This is a genomic window from Algoriphagus sp. (assembly GCF_024642405.1).
Classification (GTDB): Bacteria; Bacteroidota; Bacteroidia; order Cytophagales; family Cyclobacteriaceae; genus Algoriphagus.
Window position 1 is genome coordinate 21,821 of record NZ_JAHEBC010000003.1, and the last position, 20,999, is coordinate 42,819.

Annotated in this window: 21 protein-coding genes; 12 read left to right on the top strand and 9 right to left on the bottom strand. The window is 35.1% G+C overall.

The window, feature by feature from the left end; all coding sequences use genetic code 11:
• Window positions 1–58 precede the first annotated feature (58 nt).
• The gene (locus Q0L68_RS00570; RefSeq protein ID WP_296697879.1) at window positions 59–2,830 is read left to right on the top strand and encodes a M14 family zinc carboxypeptidase; all 2,772 of its coding nucleotides are present in this window, start codon (window positions 59–61) and stop codon (window positions 2,828–2,830) included.
• Window positions 2,831–3,035: 205 nt separating this feature from the next.
• Here the strand turns inward: Q0L68_RS00570 and rfbA are convergent, their stop codons facing one another.
• Window positions 3,036–3,893 (bottom strand): glucose-1-phosphate thymidylyltransferase RfbA, encoded by an 858-nt coding sequence (gene rfbA / locus Q0L68_RS00575; protein WP_296697883.1) that lies wholly within the window; start codon window positions 3,891–3,893, stop codon window positions 3,036–3,038.
• Between the two features lie 71 nt (window positions 3,894–3,964).
• Between rfbA and Q0L68_RS00580 the strand changes: the two genes are divergently transcribed.
• The 5 genes from Q0L68_RS00580 to Q0L68_RS00600 all read left to right on the top strand — a co-directional run bounded on the left by Q0L68_RS00580 (window position 3,965) and on the right by Q0L68_RS00600 (window position 8,258).
• Window positions 3,965–5,242, top strand: a complete 1,278-nt coding sequence (locus tag Q0L68_RS00580) for a glycosyltransferase (protein WP_296697886.1) — start codon at window positions 3,965–3,967, stop codon at window positions 5,240–5,242.
• Window positions 5,242–6,732: a glycoside hydrolase family 32 protein gene (locus Q0L68_RS00585; protein WP_296697889.1), complete on the top strand. Its 1,491-nt coding sequence runs from the start codon at window positions 5,242–5,244 to the stop codon at window positions 6,730–6,732. The genes Q0L68_RS00580 and Q0L68_RS00585 overlap by 1 nt, the downstream gene beginning before the upstream one ends.
• 59 nt (window positions 6,733–6,791) lie before the next feature.
• Complete coding sequence (locus tag Q0L68_RS00590; protein ID WP_296697892.1) at window positions 6,792–7,151, top strand: hypothetical protein; 360 nt, start codon at window positions 6,792–6,794, stop codon at window positions 7,149–7,151.
• Between the two features lie 68 nt (window positions 7,152–7,219).
• Complete coding sequence (locus tag Q0L68_RS00595; RefSeq protein WP_296697894.1) at window positions 7,220–7,705, top strand: hypothetical protein; 486 nt, start codon at window positions 7,220–7,222, stop codon at window positions 7,703–7,705.
• Between the two features lie 304 nt (window positions 7,706–8,009).
• Complete coding sequence (locus Q0L68_RS00600) at window positions 8,010–8,258, top strand: acyl carrier protein (protein WP_296697897.1); 249 nt, start codon at window positions 8,010–8,012, stop codon at window positions 8,256–8,258.
• Window positions 8,259–8,313: 55 nt separating this feature from the next.
• On the opposite strand, the gene Q0L68_RS00605 is transcribed toward Q0L68_RS00600, so the two are convergent.
• Together Q0L68_RS00605 and Q0L68_RS00610 are read right to left on the bottom strand one after the other, a co-directional pair.
• Entirely contained in the window at window positions 8,314–8,778 is a 465-nt protein-coding gene (locus tag Q0L68_RS00605) for a hypothetical protein (RefSeq protein WP_296697900.1), read from the bottom strand.
• A gap of 116 nt (window positions 8,779–8,894) precedes the next feature.
• On the bottom strand, window positions 8,895–9,368 hold the full coding sequence (locus tag Q0L68_RS00610) for a hypothetical protein (RefSeq protein ID WP_296697902.1): 474 nt from the start codon (window positions 9,366–9,368) through the stop codon (window positions 8,895–8,897).
• Between the two features lie 146 nt (window positions 9,369–9,514).
• Between Q0L68_RS00610 and Q0L68_RS00615 the strand changes: the two genes are divergently transcribed.
• The gene (locus Q0L68_RS00615) at window positions 9,515–9,733 is read left to right on the top strand and encodes a YwbE family protein (protein ID WP_296697905.1); all 219 of its coding nucleotides are present in this window, start codon (window positions 9,515–9,517) and stop codon (window positions 9,731–9,733) included.
• Here Q0L68_RS00615 and Q0L68_RS00620 read toward each other — a convergent pair.
• From Q0L68_RS00620 to Q0L68_RS00630, 3 genes are all read right to left on the bottom strand, one after another.
• Entirely contained in the window at window positions 9,730–10,191 is a 462-nt protein-coding gene (locus Q0L68_RS00620; protein WP_296697907.1) for a DUF1456 family protein, read from the bottom strand. The two genes, Q0L68_RS00615 and Q0L68_RS00620, sit on opposite strands and share 4 nt — an antisense overlap.
• 95 nt (window positions 10,192–10,286) lie before the next feature.
• Window positions 10,287–11,705, bottom strand: a complete 1,419-nt coding sequence (locus Q0L68_RS00625; protein WP_296697910.1) for a sugar porter family MFS transporter — start codon at window positions 11,703–11,705, stop codon at window positions 10,287–10,289.
• Between the two features lie 328 nt (window positions 11,706–12,033).
• Window positions 12,034–13,416: an MATE family efflux transporter gene (locus Q0L68_RS00630; protein WP_296697912.1), complete on the bottom strand. Its 1,383-nt coding sequence runs from the start codon at window positions 13,414–13,416 to the stop codon at window positions 12,034–12,036.
• Window positions 13,417–13,728: 312 nt separating this feature from the next.
• Here Q0L68_RS00630 and Q0L68_RS00635 point away from each other — a divergent pair, with 312 nt between their 5' ends.
• The gene (locus Q0L68_RS00635) at window positions 13,729–13,908 is read left to right on the top strand and encodes a histone H1 (protein ID WP_296697917.1); all 180 of its coding nucleotides are present in this window, start codon (window positions 13,729–13,731) and stop codon (window positions 13,906–13,908) included.
• Window positions 13,909–13,966: 58 nt separating this feature from the next.
• Here the strand turns inward: Q0L68_RS00635 and Q0L68_RS00640 are convergent, their stop codons facing one another.
• Window positions 13,967–14,158, bottom strand: coding sequence for a CsbD family protein (locus Q0L68_RS00640; protein ID WP_296697920.1), 192 nt, complete (start codon window positions 14,156–14,158; stop codon window positions 13,967–13,969).
• A gap of 463 nt (window positions 14,159–14,621) precedes the next feature.
• Here Q0L68_RS00640 and Q0L68_RS00645 point away from each other — a divergent pair, with 463 nt between their 5' ends.
• From Q0L68_RS00645 to Q0L68_RS00660, 4 genes are all read left to right on the top strand, one after another.
• Window positions 14,622–15,281, top strand: a complete 660-nt coding sequence (locus Q0L68_RS00645; RefSeq protein ID WP_296697923.1) for an ROK family protein — start codon at window positions 14,622–14,624, stop codon at window positions 15,279–15,281.
• Window positions 15,282–15,602: 321 nt separating this feature from the next.
• Window positions 15,603–16,220, top strand: coding sequence for an NAD(P)-binding domain-containing protein (locus Q0L68_RS00650; RefSeq protein WP_296697925.1), 618 nt, complete (start codon window positions 15,603–15,605; stop codon window positions 16,218–16,220).
• Between the two features lie 151 nt (window positions 16,221–16,371).
• Window positions 16,372–17,268 (top strand): hypothetical protein, encoded by an 897-nt coding sequence (locus tag Q0L68_RS00655; RefSeq protein WP_296697927.1) that lies wholly within the window; start codon window positions 16,372–16,374, stop codon window positions 17,266–17,268.
• Complete coding sequence (locus Q0L68_RS00660; protein WP_296697931.1) at window positions 17,265–18,017, top strand: glycoside hydrolase family 25 protein; 753 nt, start codon at window positions 17,265–17,267, stop codon at window positions 18,015–18,017. The genes Q0L68_RS00655 and Q0L68_RS00660 overlap by 4 nt, the downstream gene beginning before the upstream one ends.
• A 240-nt stretch (window positions 18,018–18,257) precedes the next feature.
• Here the strand turns inward: Q0L68_RS00660 and Q0L68_RS00665 are convergent, their stop codons facing one another.
• Window positions 18,258–19,220 (bottom strand): type IX secretion system membrane protein PorP/SprF, encoded by a 963-nt coding sequence (locus Q0L68_RS00665; RefSeq protein WP_296697934.1) that lies wholly within the window; start codon window positions 19,218–19,220, stop codon window positions 18,258–18,260.
• 72 nt (window positions 19,221–19,292) lie between these two features.
• Window positions 19,293–20,999: gliding motility-associated C-terminal domain-containing protein (locus tag Q0L68_RS00670; RefSeq protein WP_296697935.1), on the bottom strand; the 1,707-nt coding region annotated here is incomplete at its 5' end.

Here is a 20,999-nt window from a genome sequence, read left to right on the forward strand (position 1 = left end):
AAGAAAAAGCTTAACTTCTAAATTCTTTTAAAAAATTAACCACCAAACAAATCAATCCATGAAGACACGTTTTTACACGGGTTTATTAGTTTTCTTTTTGGCTTGTCATTCTATCTTCGCCCAAAAAATAGATGAAGAATATAACGCCAAGATCAAGGAATATACAACTGACCCAAGATTTCTTCCATCTTCTGTTCTAGATATAGTAGAACATCCTGACATCCCTTCTCCAAAAACTCATTTTGGACAGATCATAGGTACACCCGGAATCATGCATGGCACAAAAGAAATCTATGAATATTACCAGTTATTAGCCGAAAAATCTCCCCATTTAAGTATTCAGCAGGTAGAAACTACTGAGGAAGGAAGGGCGATTTACATGGTCGTAATCGGTGGTGATGATAGCATGAATAGATTGGATCACTACAAAAGCCAAATGGCAAAATTATCTGATCCAAGAATCACTGATCAAGATCAAGCAGAGGCTATAATTTCTGATGCAAAACCTGTTTATTACCTAAATGGTGGAATGCACTCTACTGAAATGGGATCTCCAGAAATGCTGATGGAGTTGGCCTATAGACTCATTACCAGCGAGGATAAAGCCATAGAATATATTCGAGAGAACTTAATAGTATTGATCAACCCGGTCTCTGAACCTGACGGAAGAGATAAGCAGGTAGATTGGTATCATCGTTATTCCAAATCAAGAACTGACTGGGACGATAATTTCCCAAGATCTACCCCTTATTGGGGCAAGTATGTATTCCACGATAATAATAGAGATGGACTTCAAGTTTCCCAGGCAATCACAAAAGGCATATTTAAAATATTTTTCGATTGGCATCCTTTGGTGATGCTTGACCTACATGAATCGGTTCCTTTACTTTACATTTCAACGGGAACCGGCCCTTATAACGAGCAAGTTGATCCAATTACCATTGGAGAATGGCAAATAATGGCCAATAGTGATATTGCCAGTTTAGCTGCCCAAGGTATGCCTGGGGCTTTTACATGGGCTTTTTATGATGGTTGGTGGCCTGGATATGGGATTTGGGTGGCAAACAATCACAATGCCAATGGCCGTTTTTATGAGACCTTCGGTAATGCTGGTGCTAATACCTACATGAGGGATTTATCAAATGCAAGGTATGCAGGAGATCCTGCTACAAGTAGAGAATGGTACAGACCAGACCCTCCTACCGAAAAGGTTTATTGGTCAGCAAGGAATAATATTAATTACATGCAAGCAGGAGTACTCGCTTCCTTGACTTATGCAGCTCATAATGGTGAGCAGTTATTAAAGAATTTTTACCAAAAAGGGGTCAATTCAATTCAAAAAGGAAAAACAGAAGGACCAAAAGCTTTTGTTATCCCAAAAGATCAAAAAGACCCTGCAATGGCGGCTTACTTAGTAAATCAATTAAGAGCCCAAAAAATCGAAGTTCATCAGGCAGTTTCTGGAGATAAGGAAGGTGATTATGTGGTTTTATTAAATCAACCTTACAGAAATCTTGCTGTAAACTTATTGACGGAACAAAACTATCCCAAAGAAGCTAAATTTCCTCCCTACGATGATATCGCATGGACTTTGGGTTATCTCTATGGAGTCGAAGTAGAAAAATCAGATAGTATTTCTTATGACACAAATGATTTGAAAATGGTTTCGGAAGATGCTGTTTACAAAGGAGAAATAGCTGGAAGCGGTAATAGTTATTTCTTAAATTATCAAGCTCAGAATACTGTTCTACCAGCACTTTATTGGTTGAAATCAGAAAATAACAAAGCAGAAATTCAGGTAATTGAAAAAGAGCATGTTATTGGTTCTGATACTCTTGCAATGGGTTCATTTTATTTTAAAGGTTTATCCCAAAACCAAGCTGATCACATAGTATCAAATTTTGGATTGAATCTGATCAAAGGAAGTGAGCAGCCATCAAGTGATGAGGTTCATGTTGTATCTCTTCCGAAAGTCGCAATCTACCATACCTGGTTTAATACCCAGGACGAAGGTTGGTCCAGATACACTTTTGAGCAAAGAGGGATTCCCTACACTTCAATCGATAAAGACGATTTAAAAGCAGGAGGTTTAAAAGCTAAATTTGATGTGATTTTAGTTCCCAGAGCAAGAGGAAATGGGGCTGATTTCATCCATGGAGTGACTACAGAATTTGGTCCGATGCCTTTCACCAAAACAGATGAATTCCCTTCTCATGGATATCCTGACTCCTCGCCTGATATTACGGGTGGACCTGGATTTGCAGGAATTGAGAATTTAAAAAAGTTTGTAGAAGATGGTGGCTTGATTATAACCTTGGATAATTCTACAAATATGGTTGCTGAAACAGGAATAGTAAGGAACTTGGAATCCTATTCAGCTTCCGGATTATTTCATCCAGGATCGGTAGTTACCGTAAAGATCAAACAATCAGAAAGCCCAGTTTTGTATGGTTTTCCTGAAACATTCCCGATTTTCAGAGGAAATGGCCCACTTTATAGAGTTGACTTAAAAGATCGTGATATGATGCTTCTTCAATACGGGACAAAGCCATTAAATGATGAAATAGAATACTCAGGTCCAATAATGGGAATGCCTGATCAGGAAGTCAAAGAAAAAGAAAAGCCAGAAAGTGGAAAGGATAGTCCTTATGTTAGATCTGGAATGGTCAGAAATGAACAAACTATTGTAGGGCAAGGAACAATTTTTAATCTTCCGGTTGGAAAGGGAAATGTTTTAGCTTTCACTTTTGATCCGCTACACAGATATTTAAACCATCATGATGCACCTCTAGTTTGGAATGCATTAATCAATTGGAATCATTTAAAGTAATTAAATCATTCTAATATGAAGCCTTTGGTAGATTTACCAAAGGCTTTTTTTGTCTAATGTTGCGATTAAGGAATTAAAAAATAATAGGTCCTATAGATTTGAAAAATTCTAAATATGAATTATAGATAATTGATTATCAGTTAAACATGTTTATTTTTTAGATTAAATGGAGTGAGAATACTTTGATCTGTTCAATGCGTTATTACTAAACCAACCTTCTCAAATAAGCCCCATATCCACTCTTACCAAGTTTTTCCGCCGCATTTAGCAATTGTTCTTTTCCGATAAATCCATTTCTAAAAGCTATTTCTTCGATACATCCAATTTTTAATCCTTGTCTTTCTTCAATCACCTCTACAAATTGAGCCGCTTGTAATAAAGACTGATGAGTCCCCGTATCGAGCCAAGCAGTTCCTCTATTCAAAATAGCGACTTGCAATTGACCTTTCCTTAAATATTCATTATTAATATCTGTAATCTCCAACTCACCTCTTGGACTAGGCTTTATATTTTTAGCAATTTCTACCACTTGATTATCATAAAAATATAAGCCCGGTACTGCATAATTCGATTTAGGAGTATTTGGCTTTTCTTCAATACTGATGGCTTTTTGGTCTTTATCAAATTCCACAACCCCATATCGATGAGGGTCATTGACATGGTATGCAAAAACGACTCCCCCCTTTGGATCTGTGTTTTCTTGTAAAGTTTTGTGTAATCCTGAACCATAGAAAATATTATCGCCTAGGATCAACGCCACTTTATCCGAACCAATAAATTCCTCTCCAATAATAAACGCCTGAGCAAGTCCATCTGGGCTAGGTTGAACGGCATATTGAAAATTGCAGCCTACTTGAGATCCATCACCTAAAAGTTTTGAGAATGAAGATTTATCTTCAGGTGTAGTGATAATTAGAATATCCTTTATTCCCGCCATCATCAAAACAGACAAGGGGTAATAAATCATGGGCTTATCGTAAACAGGCATCAATTGCTTACTGACAGAAATAGTCAAAGGATAAAGTCTAGTACCCGAGCCGCCTGCTAAAATTATTCCTTTCATAAAGAAATTTAAAGATTAAAAGTAGATTGAGGGATAAAACTACTGATTGCAGCACATTTAAAAAAAATGTCATGAAAATTCTACTTGTTTCCATTGGTACTAGAGGTGATATAGAACCATTTTTGGCACAAGCGGAAATTTTAAAGGAAGCCGGGCATCAAGTAATCTGTCAATTTCCAGTGCAGTTTAGAGAAATGGTCAATGAACTTGGGTATGAATTTTTTGGATTTGATCAAAGATTCCTCGAAATGCTCGAATCCCAAAGTGGAAAAGCCGTCATGGGAGGAGGAGGAATTGGTTTCGGTCAATTAAAAGGATATTTAAATTTGATCAGAGATTCTTTGAAGATTCAAGGTTTAATCATAGAACAGCAAAGAGACGTATTAAAAAAAATCAATCCGGACAAAGTTCTTTTTCATGCTAAAGCACTTTATTTCTTTTTAGAAGCAATGGCTGATCCTGGTAAATTTATTCTTTTGGCACCGATACCTTGCTTGACACATCCTACAAAAGAATTTACTCACATAGGCTTGGCAAAATGGGGACCTTTTTCAGAAAAGTGGAATTTAAGAACTTATAAACTTGTCAATGGCGCCAGATATAGCATGATGAAACGGTATTTGAAGAAATATTTTGCTGATTTTCCGAATCAATCATTTAATTCAAAAACGATGAGTGAATTTGAAATCAATAAACTTAGAACGCTATATACTATTTCACCTTCTTTATTCCCTAAACCAGATAATTGGCCTGATTCTGCAAAAATCACTGGTTATTTCTTTAGGAATCAAAGCAAAACCCGCAAGATTGATCCTGATCTTGAAAAATGGCTAGAAAAACACCCTAAAGCAATTTTATTGACTTTTGGATCGATGACAAACCCAAAACCTAAAAAGCACTCTGAGCTAATTTTGAATCTTTTAGTGAAACATAAAATCCCAACTATTGTAAATCTTTCCTGGGGAGGTTTAGAAAAAATAGAATTAGACTCTGAACTATTATTCTATGTAAACCAAATACCTTATGATTGGATCTTGCCAAAAATGTATGGTTTAATTCATCACGGAGGTTCAGGAACTACTCATCAAGCAGCCGTAAATGGGTGCGTCCAATTAATTGTACCACATATTATTGATCAATATTTTTGGAATAGAATTATTGTAAAAAGAAAATTAGGCCCTGAAGGAGTAAGTATTCACAAAATCAAACCAGGAAATTTTGAAAAGGCATTACTCAGCTTTTGGACGAATGATCAGTTTAATGCAAATGCAAAAAAGCTTTCTGAAGAAATGAAATCTGAGTCAAATGCCTACGAAATGGAAAAATATATTACCCAAGAATATTCATAATGAAATTAAAAATTTACACCTACCTAACCAGTTTGTTTTTTTGCATTTCTGCTTGTAATCATTCGAAAGACATAGTTTTCAGTGAGTCCGGTAATGAAAAATTCAGACCAGAATACCATTTCACACCAAAAACTGCTTGGATGAATGATCCAAACGGAATGTTCTATCTAGACGGTGAGTATCATTTGTTTTACCAATATTATCCAGATAGTACTGTGTGGGGGCCAATGCATTGGGGTCACGCAGTTTCTACTGACCTAACGAGTTGGGAACATCTACCCGTAGCTTTAGAGCCGGATAGTTTAGGTTATATTTTTTCGGGATCTGCAGTGGTTGATTCCAAAAACACTTCAGGACTAGGTTCTTTAGATAACCCTCCTATTGTAGCAATATTCACATACCATGATCCAAGAGGAGAACGAGAAGGAGAACTTGATTTTCAGACACAAGGCATAGCCTATTCTCTTGATAAAGGTAGAACATGGACTAAGTATGACAAAAATCCAGTTTTACAAAACCCTGGCATTAAAGATTTTAGGGATCCAAAAGTCCAATTATTTAAAGATGAAAAAGGGAATGAAAGTTGGTTAATGTCCTTAGCGGTAAAAGACCATATTGAGTTTTATTCCTCAAATGATTTAAAAAATTGGATAAAATTAAGCGAATTCGGAAATAAAATTGGAGCACATGGTGGAGTTTGGGAATGTCCAGATCTGATTCCTCTTAAAACTGAATCAGGAGAAACAAAATATGTGCTTTTAGTCAGTATCAATCCTGGTGGGCCACAAAAAGGATCTGCAACTCAATATTTTATTGGAGATTTTAAGGAAGGAGTTTTTATTCCTGACGATACGATGATTCGTTGGTTGGATTATGGACCAGATAATTATGCTGGAGTGACTTGGAGTAATCTACCATCTGAGCAGAATAGAACCTTGTTTATTGGTTGGATGAGTAATTGGTTATATGCAAATCAGGTTCCTACTGAAACTTGGAGATCTGCTATGACGATCCCAAGAGAATTAAGCCTTTTTGATATCGATGGGACTTATTTGGTGAAGTCCTCTCCTGCCCATGAAATTGAAGAAATCAGAAAGGAAACATATTTTATAAATGACAATAGTACAGAGCTTCCGGGTGTTTCTGTGGAAATTGAAGCTACAGTTACTGGAGAAGATTCATTCGAATTAAGCTTTAGTAACGAATTGGGTGAAGAATTTAAAATTTCCAAAGAAATGGGATTACTTTCAGTAGATAGATCCAATGCTGGAATTTCTGACTTCAATCCTGACTTTGCAACAATACATTCGGCACCAATGAGTTGGGAAACAGAAAAATTACAAATCTTTCTCGATGCACATTCCGTTGAAGTTTTTATAAATGACGGCGAACTAGTAATTACCTCTATTTTATTTCCTAAAAGTCCATGGAAAAGCCTAATTTTATCTGAAAACTTAAAAAACGGAAAACTATATTTATTACAGAAATAACAAGATCAGCAGTTTGAATTCTTAAAAATATTTACAGAAAATTTACTTCAATTTAAAATATGAAATCTAAGTACCTCAATAGCGCTTTATTAATTTCAGGCCTAATTCTGATGTTAATTGCCATTGATTCTTTTGGTACTACTAATGAAGATTTTTATAAAAAAAACCATAAAGGTGAGGAAGTTTGGAAATCAGTGACTCTTCACTTTTCTCCTATTGCTTTAAATAACATTCTGGAAGAATCTTTTGAAACCGCAGAATTTCAAATAAATCCAAAGCTCAAAGGATTGTTCCATTTAAATTGGATTCCTTCTCATTTGGACTCCCGAAGTAATTTTATAAATTCTCTTTTATTCAAAAAGTCGATTCCACTTTTTGATGTAAAAACAACCTACTTTCATTTTTTCTATTCTTGGTAGTATTAATTGATATTAGAAAGGTTAATCACCTGTATTTCAATTATTTAAAAAATACTTACCAAAAAATTATGATACATTCAGAATCAGTAAACCTTATGGTTTCATTTTTCCTTGTTGTAGGAATTGCTTTGCCATTTGCTTTCAATAAATTCAATTTATTCAATCATTCAAGCACCCCTAATTTTCAGGATTATATTGAGCGAAATCACCTTAAAATAACCAAAATAGAAAAGTGGAAAAATCATCAAATTGGTTTTGACTCAGTTCAAAATAAACTTCTTTATCAAAGATTGGGGAATTATCCAGAACTGTCTTTAATAGATTTAAATGAAATAAAAAAAATTAGTATTCATGAGCATAGACATGTGTCTGGAAATGGAATTTCCAAATATGAGGTTACTGATTATTTGGGGGTAAAACTTCAATATTATGATTTAAACCATCCTGCTAAAATGCTGGAATTTTATGATGAAAAGCTTTCCCCGTCTATGACAAGTGAAAGATCTATCGCTACTAAGTGGCTTAGCGTCTTACAAGAACAGATAAAGAATTAAAATCTTTAATCATAAAACACTAAATATTTAATTATAAAATAAATCAAATATTTGTTTCATGGTTTTTTTCAGAAATGCTCTCTGCTTATAGCGGGAGCATTTTTTTATTCTTAATCAAGAAAAGCAAATGAGAAAATATGATTCTTTGAGTACGATGTTTCTTTGAGTGTTTTTTTGTGATTCTTGTTACAAATTACCTGTTTAACAGAATTTAATTTTGCTTTCCTAAATCCTTAATCAGTAAATTCTCGTACTTAATATCATTCTTAAGGAAAACTACCAGTGCCCAATAAATTGAAATATTATGAACCAACAATTTACACTACTAAAAAAAGCTGTTGAAGTCTTTCATTCATATGGAATCAATCTTTCCGGTCAACAGAAAAACGCAAACTTCATTCAACAACTAAGGATGGATCCGATTTTTATTAATGGTTTGATCTTTGAACTTGAGTACCAACTTCATGTGGTTCTCCAAGATGAATTGCTTGGAGAAGTAAAAACACCAAAGAATTTAATCGGGTTATTAATGAATATTCCGCAGGATAATTAAAAAACTGTTGAAACTAACCAACGCTAGGCTGTATAACTAAAGTATACAGCCTTTTTTATTCCACTTTTTTATAGATAGGTTGATCCACACATAAGCTATTTGAAGGACATATTAAATGCAGTTCTGTGTAGTTCGATTTTATTATAAAATCAGAGCTTTCCGATCCTGCCATAACCAAAATCAACATTTCTCTTGAATCGAAAAGTTTTGAAGGGGAGGCAGTTTGAAAGTATGACTCTTGAAAAACTGAGATCACATCATCTTTCATGGTATATTTTCCTGTGAAATAATAATTGTATCCTAAATCTTCAGATTCCCCTGAATTTTTAATTATTCCAGAGCCAATTACATTTCCTTCTATCTTAAGTTCAATTGTGTTGATCAAATCATAAGTACTTCCTTTCACTTCCAATTGATATTTCCCTAATTCTAATTGAGCAGGGCTAATATCCATTTGTTCTTCTTTGCAGGAAAAAAAGAATGTAATAGATAGGAATGCTAATAGGAGCTTTAATTTCATCTTTCAAAATCTAAGATTAAAAGCTACGTTATTTTACTGAAAATCAGAAACAAGGAATAAAAAAAAGGCTGATCCCCTCTAAGAAATCAGCCCAAACTCAGTTTTTATTTTAAAAATCAATCTACTTTTTCAAAAATTGATTCTCCTATACAAAATGCATTTGGAGGGCAGATATAGCTAAGTTCATCATAATTTTCGTTTATTCTATAGCGATCGCTAAATGCATCTTCAATTTCAATCTGATTTAGTTCTTCTTTTGAAACATAACTTATGTCTGGATCATTTAACAAATAAATATCCAGATAATTAATCACTACTATTTCCTCCTCCAAAGTAAATTCCCCCTCATAATAGAAATTAAAACCCAAGTCTACCTTCCCTCCCTTTTCTCTTACAGTACCTTGGTATATAGCCATTCCTCCTGCTTTCAATTCTATGATACTAACAAAGTCAAATTCTTCGCTGGAATTCCTTTGGGTTTGTTGATATTTTCCTAATACTGATTGACCTGGACTTAATTTCTCATCTTCATTTTTACAACTGAAAATGGTATAAAGTAATAATGTCAATAAAAGAATTTTGTTTTTCATATCAGGATGGTTGGTAAAAAAGGATTATTTCAGAATATATTTTTTTAAACTAAAAACGTAACTAAATGATAAATTGCTACAATATGTCTGATAAAAATTCATCCTATTAAATTTTTACATTTTAACAGTCCTTGTACTTTTGAACTATGGAAAGAAAAACCCTCCCCGGGAGCATTCGAAAAAACATACACCTTGGCGATAAAGTGACTATAGTTCAAAAACACCATCAGCGTACAGGTGAATTGACCGAAGGTTTTGTGAAACGGATTCTAACCAGTTCTCCTACTCATCCTCACGGTATTAAAGTTATGCTTGATACAGGTGAAGTTGGCAGAGTCAAAGAAGTTTTTCCAGATGAAGATTAATTTGGTCTGTAAGTAAGTTGAATTCCCTTTAGAAAATTTCGAAGTACTTGATCCTTACAATCTCTATATTGGCTTTGATTTGGATTTCTGAAAAAAGCACTTAATTCATGCTTTGAAAGCCGAAATTCAGCTGCTTTTAAAATATTCAGCATATCAACATCAATAAGTCCCAAGGCTATTTTAAGCTTTCGCAAAATCTGATTATTACTGAGACTTTTTTCATTTAGGATCTCCTGTCCTTCTTTTTTTCCCCTCTTTAAAACAATAAATCCATTAAGAAACGCGGATAAATCCTTGTCATAAATAGGCTTAAACTCTTCATCATCATCCTTTTTGAGCCAATTTGCAACAGTTGGTCTATCTACCTCAACTCCGGCCATTCCAAATATTTCAATCATCAAGAAATCATTAATATCAAAGGAATATCGAAGGCTTCGTAGAATATCGTTGTTGCTCATAGATTCAAATTATTGCCTAAAATTAAGGCTTTTTCGTTTGAAACGAGGATTTGAATCCCCAATAATTGAAATTGAATTACCGTTTTATGGATAATTTAAAGGAAGTCTTTTTCAAGTTGTTCAAGAGATTTTCCTTTTGTCTCAGGTAAAATCAAATAGACAACTACAAATCCAAAAGCACAAATCCCACCATATAACCAGAAGTTATTTGCCCACCCGAGATTCTCTTTGATAGCTGGAAAAAAATAAGTCAGAGTAAAATTACCAACCCAATGAGCCAATGCTCCAATGGAAATTGCAGCGCCTCTTATTCTTGTTGGAAAAATCTCTGAAAGCACTACCCATAATAAAGGCGCCAAAGTGAAAGAATAAAACATCACATTTGTCAAAACCAATAGGACAATGACTATGCCTCCCTGATCGACCAAAAAGAAATAACCAATCAAGGAATATAAAATCGCCATTGCTCCTGTTCCCACCAACAACAATTTTTTTCTGCCAAATTTATCGACAGTGAATAATGTAATGAATACAGAAAGTACCATTACACCACCGATCACTACGATATTTAGCATCATTTGCTTTAAGTTGTACCCAGCTGCTTGAAAAATATCCGCTGCATAATAAATCACAACGTTAACCCCAGACCATTGCTGTAGGAAAGCCAAAAAGATCCCAATACCTATCAATTTTGGGAGCGGTTTATGAAGCAGATCCCGGAAATGAACTTTTCCAAAATCCCCTTCCTGCAAAGTGGTTTTTATTTCGGCAATCGAAACATCTCCATAATTCTTACCTCCTATTTTCTCTAAAACCTTCCTTGCATTCTGTTCCTGATTATTTTTCACTAACCAACGAGCACTTTCGGGGACCAAAAACATTAATAAAAAAAATAGCAAGGCTGGTATAATTTCCGCTCCAAACATCCATCGCCATCCCATTTGCCCGCTCCAACTCGCAGCAATAACCTCAAAACTCGCATTTTCAGGCAAATTAGTATCGACAAGAGAAATCTGCCAATTACAGATTTGCGCCAATAGCACGCCTATCATCACTAACAATTGATTGATTGTCACAAACATACCCCGCTTTTCCGGAGGTGAAATCTCAGCAATGTACAAGGGGGAAAGATTCAGGGCGATTCCCATAGCCACGCCACCTACAATTCTATAGGTATTAAACCACCAGAAAGTTTCTGAAAGTGCAGTCCCTAATGCGGATAGTGAAAAAAGGAATCCTGAAAAGATCAATAAGCGTTTTCTTCCCAATTTATCGCTGAGAATGATACAAAGAATTGCTCCGATCATACATCCTACTAAAGCTGAACTCGTTCCCCAACCTTGATCTGCCGTTGAAGTTATATTGAAATAAGGTTCATAGAACGGCTTGGCACCTCCAATAACTACCCAATCATAGCCAAATAAAAAGCCACCCAGTGCAGCAGTCAAACTTATTAGCCAAATGTATCTTTGGTTGTATTCAAAAATCGGGAAGTTGGAAGATGAATCAGACATAGGTTTTTGGATTTCTCACAAAAAGATAAGGAATAGGATTAAAAATTCAGTGAATTATCCTTTTGACTATCCTGATCTATCAGGTTATTTCGCATCCTAAGTGATAAAATTACTTTCGAAAAGATAAAGTACGACAAGTCTTATTGGGTCAATTCGAACGAAGAGAGCCTGCCTTCCGGTAGGCAGGAAATCTCTATTTACATTATTATTAAAAAATTCTTTCAAAAGAGTTTTGAAATTTATGAATCATTTTATGGGACGTGTGAAATATTTCCTTCCAATAACTCATTAATTTCTAAAACCCTTTGGTTAAACCTTGGCTAGATTTTTAAACCTGAATCGTTTTCCATTTTCCTTTTCTAAAAAAATATAGTGCCACCAATGCATGAAAGGAATGGGCAAATGCTATCGCAATAAAAATCCCCAAATATCCTAATCCTAAGGGAAATGCAAGAACATAAGCAAGTGGAACTTCTAAAAACCAAAGAACCCCAATATTTATATAAGCTGGGGTTTTAGTGTCTCCAGCACCATTAAATGCTTGTGTAAGTACCATGCCTACTGCAAAAAAAACATACCCAAGAACAATCACCCAAAGCCCTTGTGCTGCAATGGCTTGAACCTCGGGAATATCGGTAAAAAAACCTGCAAGCTGATTATGAAAAAATAAGTAAATCCCTGTAACTGATCCCATAAAGATAACCGTGTATTTGGTGGTGAGCCATACAGCCTTCTCCGCACGATCCACTTGCTTGGCACCTAAGTTTTGCCCCACAAGCGTAGCAGCAGCACCTGAAAGTCCCCATGCGGGCATTAATGTAAAAATCAATACCCTAAAAGCAATTGTATAACCAGCTAAAGATGCTGAGCCGAATTCAGCATTCATCCGAGTTAAAGCGATCCAGGAAACTGAGTCAATCAGAAACTGACCCATCCCTCCAATAGCGATGTCCATAATCTTTTTGACAAGTTCCCAGGAGATTATCATATTTTCTTTAATGATGGTCAGTCTATGCTTTCCATTAAATAAATGGAAAAATTGATATAGTACACCAATTGAACGACCCAAGGTAGTTGCAATGGCGGCTCCTTCTAATCCCCAACCTTCCCAAGAACCTAGACCAAAAATAAATATGGGATCCAAGATTATATTAAGACCATTTGAAATCCAGAGTGATCGCATCGCATGGTGCGCTTGGCCCGCTCCACGAAATGCACCATTTAACATAAACAGTAAAAGGATGGCAATATTTCCTGCAAAAACTATCCTTGTAAAGTTAACCCCAGAATCGATTACAGCCTTTTCAGCTCCCATCAGTCCCAGAATTTCCGGTGCAAATATCCATCCTAAAAATCCCAATAAAATCGCTAATGTACCTCCCACTATTATCAGTTGAAATGCAGCAGCTCCCGCCTCCTTATATTCCTTCTCGCCAAACCTACGAGCTATCAAGGCCGTTGCCGCCATACTGATTCCAAAACCCATTGCATAAACTATAACGATTACCGACTCCGTTAATCCTACAGTTGCGATTGCATCTTCTCCAAGTTTTGCTACAAAAAAAATATCCACAATCGCAAAAAGAGATTCCATCATCATTTCAAGAATCATAGGAATTGCTAAAACGAAAATGGCTGTCTTTAAAGAGAGTTTCGTGAAATCCTGTTCCTTTCCTTGAATTGCATCTTTTATTAATTGCCAAGTTTTCATTTAGGTAGTTAAAGTTGCCTAGCACTCGAAAAGTATATTTTCTTGGCTGTATTTTTTAAATCAAGAATGAAATATCAAATCCAAAGGTAGAATCTATTATTTCCCAAATTCAGCCAATTTGTGAAAAAACCAATAATCAGTCACAAATATTTCTTCAGATAATCATATTTATATGCCTCAAATCATGCTATTTAGAAAATTTCTTAAAATTCCCTTTAAAAAGGCTTTTCAAAGGGTTTTAAAGTTACTATTATTACTAAATGGCAGCAAGGTGCCCGTCAACCTAAATTTAATTTTAAACAAAAAGCTAAAATGAGCAGATTTAATGAAGTAAAAGAATTAGTTGATTCTTTAGAAACAGATTTCACGAAATTCTATGAAGCAGGCAACAAGGCTGCTGGAACAAGAGTAAGAAATGGCATGCAAGCAATCAAAAACCTGGCACAAGAAATCAGAGCAGAAGTGACTGCAAAGAAAAATGCTGCAAAGTAAACCCAAAAAAAGCCCTGTGTTTCTAAACACAGGGCTTTTTTCTTTCCGATCGATTTTATTATAAACTATCAATAAAGTCTTTTACTGATTCTTTGGTTTTACCAGTTTTTTCTTGAATTCTACCGATCAATTCATCCTCTTGACCTTCTTCAAATAATAAATCATCGTCAGTAATTTCAGCATACTCTTGCTTAATTTTTCCTTTTACTTCGTTCCAATTTCCTTTTAATTTATCTTTAATAACACTCATCTTATTTTTATTTTAAATACAAAATTATTTATATCATTTATAGGTCATAAGTGATGCCTAAGTGTATTTTAGAAATTTTTAATTTATAAGTCTCACATTTTCAATTACTTGAAAAATTAATTGAAAAAAATATTGAGAAAAGATTCAGATATTTAAAGATTTAATTCAACAAGATGGGGAATAATTTTCCATGAACTTATGGTTTTATCGGCTCTAGATTGCATCAATAACCATATGTCATTAATAAATAGACTAATGCGTATTTGAGACACTTTTAGGAGTTATGAAATTTTTGAATAGTAACATCTAAAAAAAATTTATGTCTATCTTTATTCTGATGGAGAAAAAAAATCAGTACTGAACCCTCCGATTTTACTATCAAATCACATTAAAATAATATCAAATAGTAAGAATTTAAGGAAGTCTTAATCTCTTCCGAGAACGAAAAAGTCAAATTAAAAGAATGAACATATTAGTAATAGACATCGGAGGTTCCAACATTAAAATCCTAGCTACAGGTCAATCTGAAAGAATTAAAATCCCTTCCGGAGGAGATTTTTCACCAGAAGAGATGATACCATTGATTAAAGAAAATGCCTCAAGCTGGAAATATGATAAAGTATCAATAGGCTTTCCAGGAGTTGTAAGACAGAATAAAATAATTACTGAACCAGTTAATCTAGGTGATGGTTGGAAAAGATATGATTTTGAGGCAGCATTTAATTGTCCTGTAAAAATCATTAATGATGCAGCGATGCAAGCATTAGGAGGATATGAAAACCAAAAATTACTGTTTTTGGGATTTGGCACAGGGCTAGGTACTTCAATGGTGGTTAATAAAACCATTATTCCATTGGAAGCTGGCCATTTACCTTATAAAAAAGGCACATTTGAAAATTATGTAGGCAAAGAATATCTGCTAAAAAAAGGTTCAAAGAAATGGGAAAAACATGTAGGCAACTGTATAGAGAAATTTTCTCATGTTTTTCAACCAGATGATATTTTGCTAGGAGGAGGGAATTCGAAACTATTATCTTACGTTCCTGAAGGATGCAGGCTTGGAACAAATCAAAATGCTTTCAAAGGAGGATTTAGGCTTTGGGAAGAAAATTTTATGATATAATTCTAAAATATTAGAAATCCAAAAACCATTGTATCTGCAATGGTTTTTTTTATTTTACGGAGGTCTATTAAAATAATTACTAAGAGCTTAGCCTATTTTTTTATAAAAAAAATTTTGAAATATAAATATTGATTTTTATACCCAAACATTTGTCATCCATAATATAACATGGATTTTATCAAAATATTATTTTGATACTAAGTAAATTAAATTTATTTTTCAGTAATTTCTATTGTATTTTCTCTAATTTTCAATTGAATTCGGAGAATAGATTAGTAATTTTTTAGATTCATATTATTCACCCATAATTGATAAATAGCTATGAAATTAGGAATTCTTGGAGGAACAAACTTATCCAAAACCTTGGGTAAAAAATATATTGATGCAGGAATGAATGTAGTATTTGGTGTTAGAAATGATTTTGACACCGAAGCAACAGAATGGAAAGTATTAAATAGATTTTATGATAGAATTTGTCCATATGAATCCGCTATCATACAAGCAGATATTATACTTATCTGTAGTGAAAATGAATTTCTTACAAATATTTGTAAAGCTTTAAAAAACACCGATCTCGAAGATAAAATCATAATAGATTGCACTAATTCAATTTCTAAGAACAAGAATGCTTGCTCAAATACAAGTCAAATAAAAAAAGCCGCACCAAACAACAAAATCTTTAAGTCCTTCAACAACTTAGGGTTAGATTATCCACAATCAGATGTTTTAGGAATAATAAAGGAAACTTATTTTTGTGGAGAAGGTGAATTTGAAAGGATTCGTGTAAAGCGATTGATAGAGTTAATTGGGTTTAAAGGAATAGATGTTGGTAATCTAAGCAACGCATATTTATTAGATGCTTTTTATCAATTAAGTAAAGAAATTTCCAATCAGAAGAAAGAAAAATCTAACTATCATTTTAAACTAATCTCAGTTTAGCATGACTTTAATTAAAAATTAGATTGATAAACATTACTTTCTTTATCAAATAATTCAGAAAATTATTCAATATACTAATTTAAAATCTATCATATAAATTATTAATTGATCTTAATATATTTCAAATTCATTTCTTATTAATTTATTTAAAATGAAATTTTTTACAAAAGAGCACATCCCATTTATTCTATTTGGGATCTTAATTATTCTTTCATTTATAAACCCATTTTATTCTTCCTCAATCACTTTTGAAGATAAAGCAGCAAAAGAAATATCGGAAAGTATTCTGATTTTAGAAGAGATAGAAACCCTTTCAATACCTCTTGCCGAAAACGTTCCATTTTTAAAATCGTGGGCTCATACCTATGAAACTGATTTTGACAAGCTTCTTAACTACATAAATTTCGCCAATTTACTAATGCTTTTTCAGTTAGGATTATTAAAACTAAGTGAATGGTGGTTGTTTAAAGGAATTCTGATTTTAGCATTTTTTGGCCTTTTTTTAAATCAAACAAAAGCCCTGAGCAAAAATATTCTTATTATAGGTTTGATGATTACCCCTGGACTTGGCTTCTACACTCAGTTTATGTCGGGAATATCAAACCAGATGGAAATAGATTTAGGAGCAGATTTAAAATCGCACCTCCAAGCTACTAAAGATTCCATTAGCTCTAAAAAAGCTGTAAACAAAGAATCTTTAGACACCTTAGAAAGTATTCAAAAAGCAAAGCATAAAGGTAAACTCAATCTTATTAATAAAGTTGAAGATGAAGTAATTAATGTTTCGGATAAAGTATCTGAAGAAGTATACAAACTTGGAAAAGACCTACTTGATATACTCAGGTTTGGAAGCAATCATGGATTAGAACTAGCCATTTCTTTATTGAGTAATATTCTTATAATCTTTGGAATACTTCCTTTCTTATTTTGGTATCTCATATCATTAGCTCTAAAACGTTTATTCAATGACTCAAAACCACTAGATGAAATTGATAAAAAGCTGGAAGAATTAAAAAGTATTACAAAAACACAATTACCAAAATCATGAAATTATTCAGACAACCTATACTTTTATTTCTGTTAACAGTAACTTTTACTTCTTGCAAAAAAGAATCTGAAATAGAAGTAACTGCTGCTCCAGAAGTAAAGGAAATAAAGGACACAGTATCAAAACCCTATCCAAAACAGATTTTAGGCATTGATGTTTCTCACTTTCAGGGCGACGTAAACTGGGAAGATATAAAAAAGGCCGACATTACTTTTGTTTATGATAAAGCCACACAAGGAGACTCTTTCTTAGATCCTAAATATTCAAAAAATAAAACTGGCGCACATGAATCTGGACTTGCCCATGGTTCCTACCATTTTTTCACCTCCAATGCTGACGCAATAAAGCAAGCAGAATTCTTTGTAAAATCTATTGATTATGGAGAGGGTGATTTGCCGCCTGTTTTAGATTTAGAAGAAGGAGGAATAAAAGGAACAATTAACTCATCTGATTTTGAGCAGGAAGTTCTAAAATGGCTTACTTATGTTGAAACTAATCTAGGTGTAAAGCCCATAATTTACACCAATCACACTTTTGGCGATAAATATTTATCTTCTTCTGATTTCGCAGAATATCAGCTTTGGATTGCAGAATATGGAGTTGAAACACCAAAAACCCCAAAGATTTGGGATGATAAAGGTTGGCTAATTTGGCAAAGGTCTGAAAGAGGAACAATTGAAGGAGCTATTGGACAAGTAGACCATGATTTATATAATCCCCAGAAACCTTTTGAGGTACTAAAAAAATAGTCTGGGATAACCGGGGCTTATTTTATCTTTTTATCAAATTTGATTCTTTTGGTGTATAAATAACATTACTTCTATAGACCCTACCAAAACTGTTTTTCTACTATGAATTTCTTTAGTAAAATACTTTAGTCAATATCTTCCAAATTGTCAGGTAAAAAAATAGAGTTTTGCTTTCAATGGGCTAAGCCGATTAAAAATGAATCAAATTTCACTTTTAACGATTCATTCTACAATCTTATTTTACCAAATAAGCACCTCATTATCTGTTTTTCTTGTATTATCTCTAAAAAGATTAAATACCGCGGTGAATTCATGTGTATTTCCCGGAAGGTTGTATCCCCCTCCTGTGGAAAACTCATAGAGATATCCTATCCTTAGTCTTTTTGTCAAAATCCCCATTTGGGCATTGGTAGCATAGTTTACACGGTTACCCACTCCTATCCAAACCCGATCCATCAGCAAAGCTTTTAAATTGAATTCCAGATTATCTTTCATATCCTTCTGGCTTCTATAAAAACCATTTACTATTACCGCCAGATTGGGACTGATTGCTTCTCTAAACCCTGCCTGCACCATGATCGCTGAAGGATACCCATCCATAAACTCATCGCCGGAGGTAATCTTTCCCCCTGCCACCCGGTGCATTCCATAAGACACATAGTACTTGGCGTGGGTCAAAGCAATCCCAAGATTAAAATCAATCACATTCATGTTTGAAAACTGTCCGATATACTGCCCCAGTGTCGGATCATTCTGTTCTTCGGTCGTCAGCGCATTTCCGTCCAACCGGATGCTTTGATAGTTTAAGCCAGCTCCCAATCTCAGGTTATGCTTTTCTGTCAGCCTGACCCTGGAGGCATAAGACAAGAGTAACTCGGTTTCCCTGAAAGCTCCATAGGTGTCATATAGCATATTGGCTGAGATCGCATTCTTGCCCATCAAGGCAGGATCAGCCTCTCCGGCCAACTCACCAAAGTCCAATTCCGCGGAAATAAAGTAAGTCTTCGGTGCCCCCTCAAAACCCGACCATTGGTTTCTGACAAATCCTCTGATTGCACTTCCTTCATATCCTGTTAAAGCCGGATTAAAATAACTCTGGAAATGGCTGAAGTTAGAGATATACTTTCTGGATTGCGCCTTTGATGTCATGACAAACGACATGACTAACAATGCTGCTCCTATAATTCTGATGTTCTTTTTCATTGCAAAATCGAAATATTAAAAATTAGGAAACCGAATTTTTCAATTTTTCGGTCTCCCAAATCCAATCTATTTTTATTGTCTTAAGAGATTCAAAACACCTCTTCTTACTTCTCCAGTCTCTGCTACTTCAATAATCCAGAAGTAAGCTCCCACAGGCAGCTCTTTGCCCTCAAAGGTTCCATCCCATCGGATATCCGGATTCTCGGTATAGAATACCCGGTTTCCACCGATCTCCATAATCGAGATTCTAACTCCCTGATAGTATCTCAGTGCCGGAACTCCCCAAGTATCATTCACTCCATCATTATTAGGTGTGAATGTATTGGTCAAGTCCAGTTGATCCAGTGGGGTTCGATTCCTGGTGATCTGGAAACTCTTCTCCAATAGGTTACCCGCTCTATCAGTTACCCTAAGCAGAATGGTGAATTGGGTTCTTCCCTGTGCCTGAGCAGCACTGCTCCAGAACAGAATACCATCGATCACCTCGAAGAAGTCATTGTCCTGTACTCCTTCAGGTAGGCTCAGCGTATGCAAATTATCCGAAGGATCATTTACCGTGAATCTTCCGATATCCTGGAAGTATTGATCTGGAATTGCGATAAAGCTATTGGCACTCAGGGTTACATCCTGTGGTGCAGGCTTCGCTAATACCGTGATTTCCAGCTCCGCTTGAAGATTATATGGATTAAACAGTCCTGCTGGTAATTCCACTGTACCGGGATATTTGGTAGATCCGGCTATAAACTGATCATAGCCTGTCAGATTCCAGATTACCGGTAAATTAAGTACTACCCCTTGGGCTGTAATCACTACCACATCAGTTGGTACTTTCAGGTCTCCCTGCATAGTTCCCCAAAGTACTTCCAGACTTAAGTCAACAAATTCTACAATTGCTTTCGCTTCCACATAATCCGGTATGTCATCTCCATCCTCATCCAAGAAGTCATTCGGATTATTCGGATCGGTTCCTTGCTGATCTTCCACATAATCTGGAACACCATCTTCATCGCTATCTTGAGCCTCACCCGGATCGTTTGGATCCGTACCTTGTTCCTCCTCTACAAAGTCAGGAACACCATCTCCATCGGAATCTCTAAAGTCTTTAGGATCTGTTGGATCTGTACCTTGCTCCTCTTCCACATCATCTGGTACACCGTCTCCATCCGAATCATTACTGATGATTTCAAAGTCAGCTCCAGTAAAAGAGACCGTGTAATTCACTCCGGCGTCTAGCGTTCCTAGGGAAATAGCGTAGAATCCTACTTCTTCACCTGGCTCACGACTCAATGCTCCATTGAATATCGATTCATCATCACCTTGTCCATAACCCACGGCTGTGAATGTAAACTCGGGATCTAATTGTCCAAACAACTTATTCTGACCCTGATCCACAGTTACCACTAAATCGGCTTGTGTGATCGTCAAATCAGCAGTCAACACTAAGGATGTAAAGTTGCTACCCGAGATTGAAGCCGTCACTTCCTGTGTTCCCACATTCGTTCTACTGTTATTCGTGTAGGCCACGCTTGTTCCGGCTGGAAGGGTTCCTGCTATCGCAAGTGACTTGGCGGTGCCGTCAAAGACGAAGATTCCATCGACAAACGTGACACCTGTGATCGTGGCCGGTGTGATTATCAGGTCCGCAATCAAGACTAAAGTTGTAAAGTTGCTACCCGAGATCGTTGCAGTTACTTCCTGTGTTCCCACATCTGTTCTAATGTTATTCGTGTAGGCCACACTTGTTCCAGCTGGAAGTGTTCCTGCTATCGAAAGTGACTT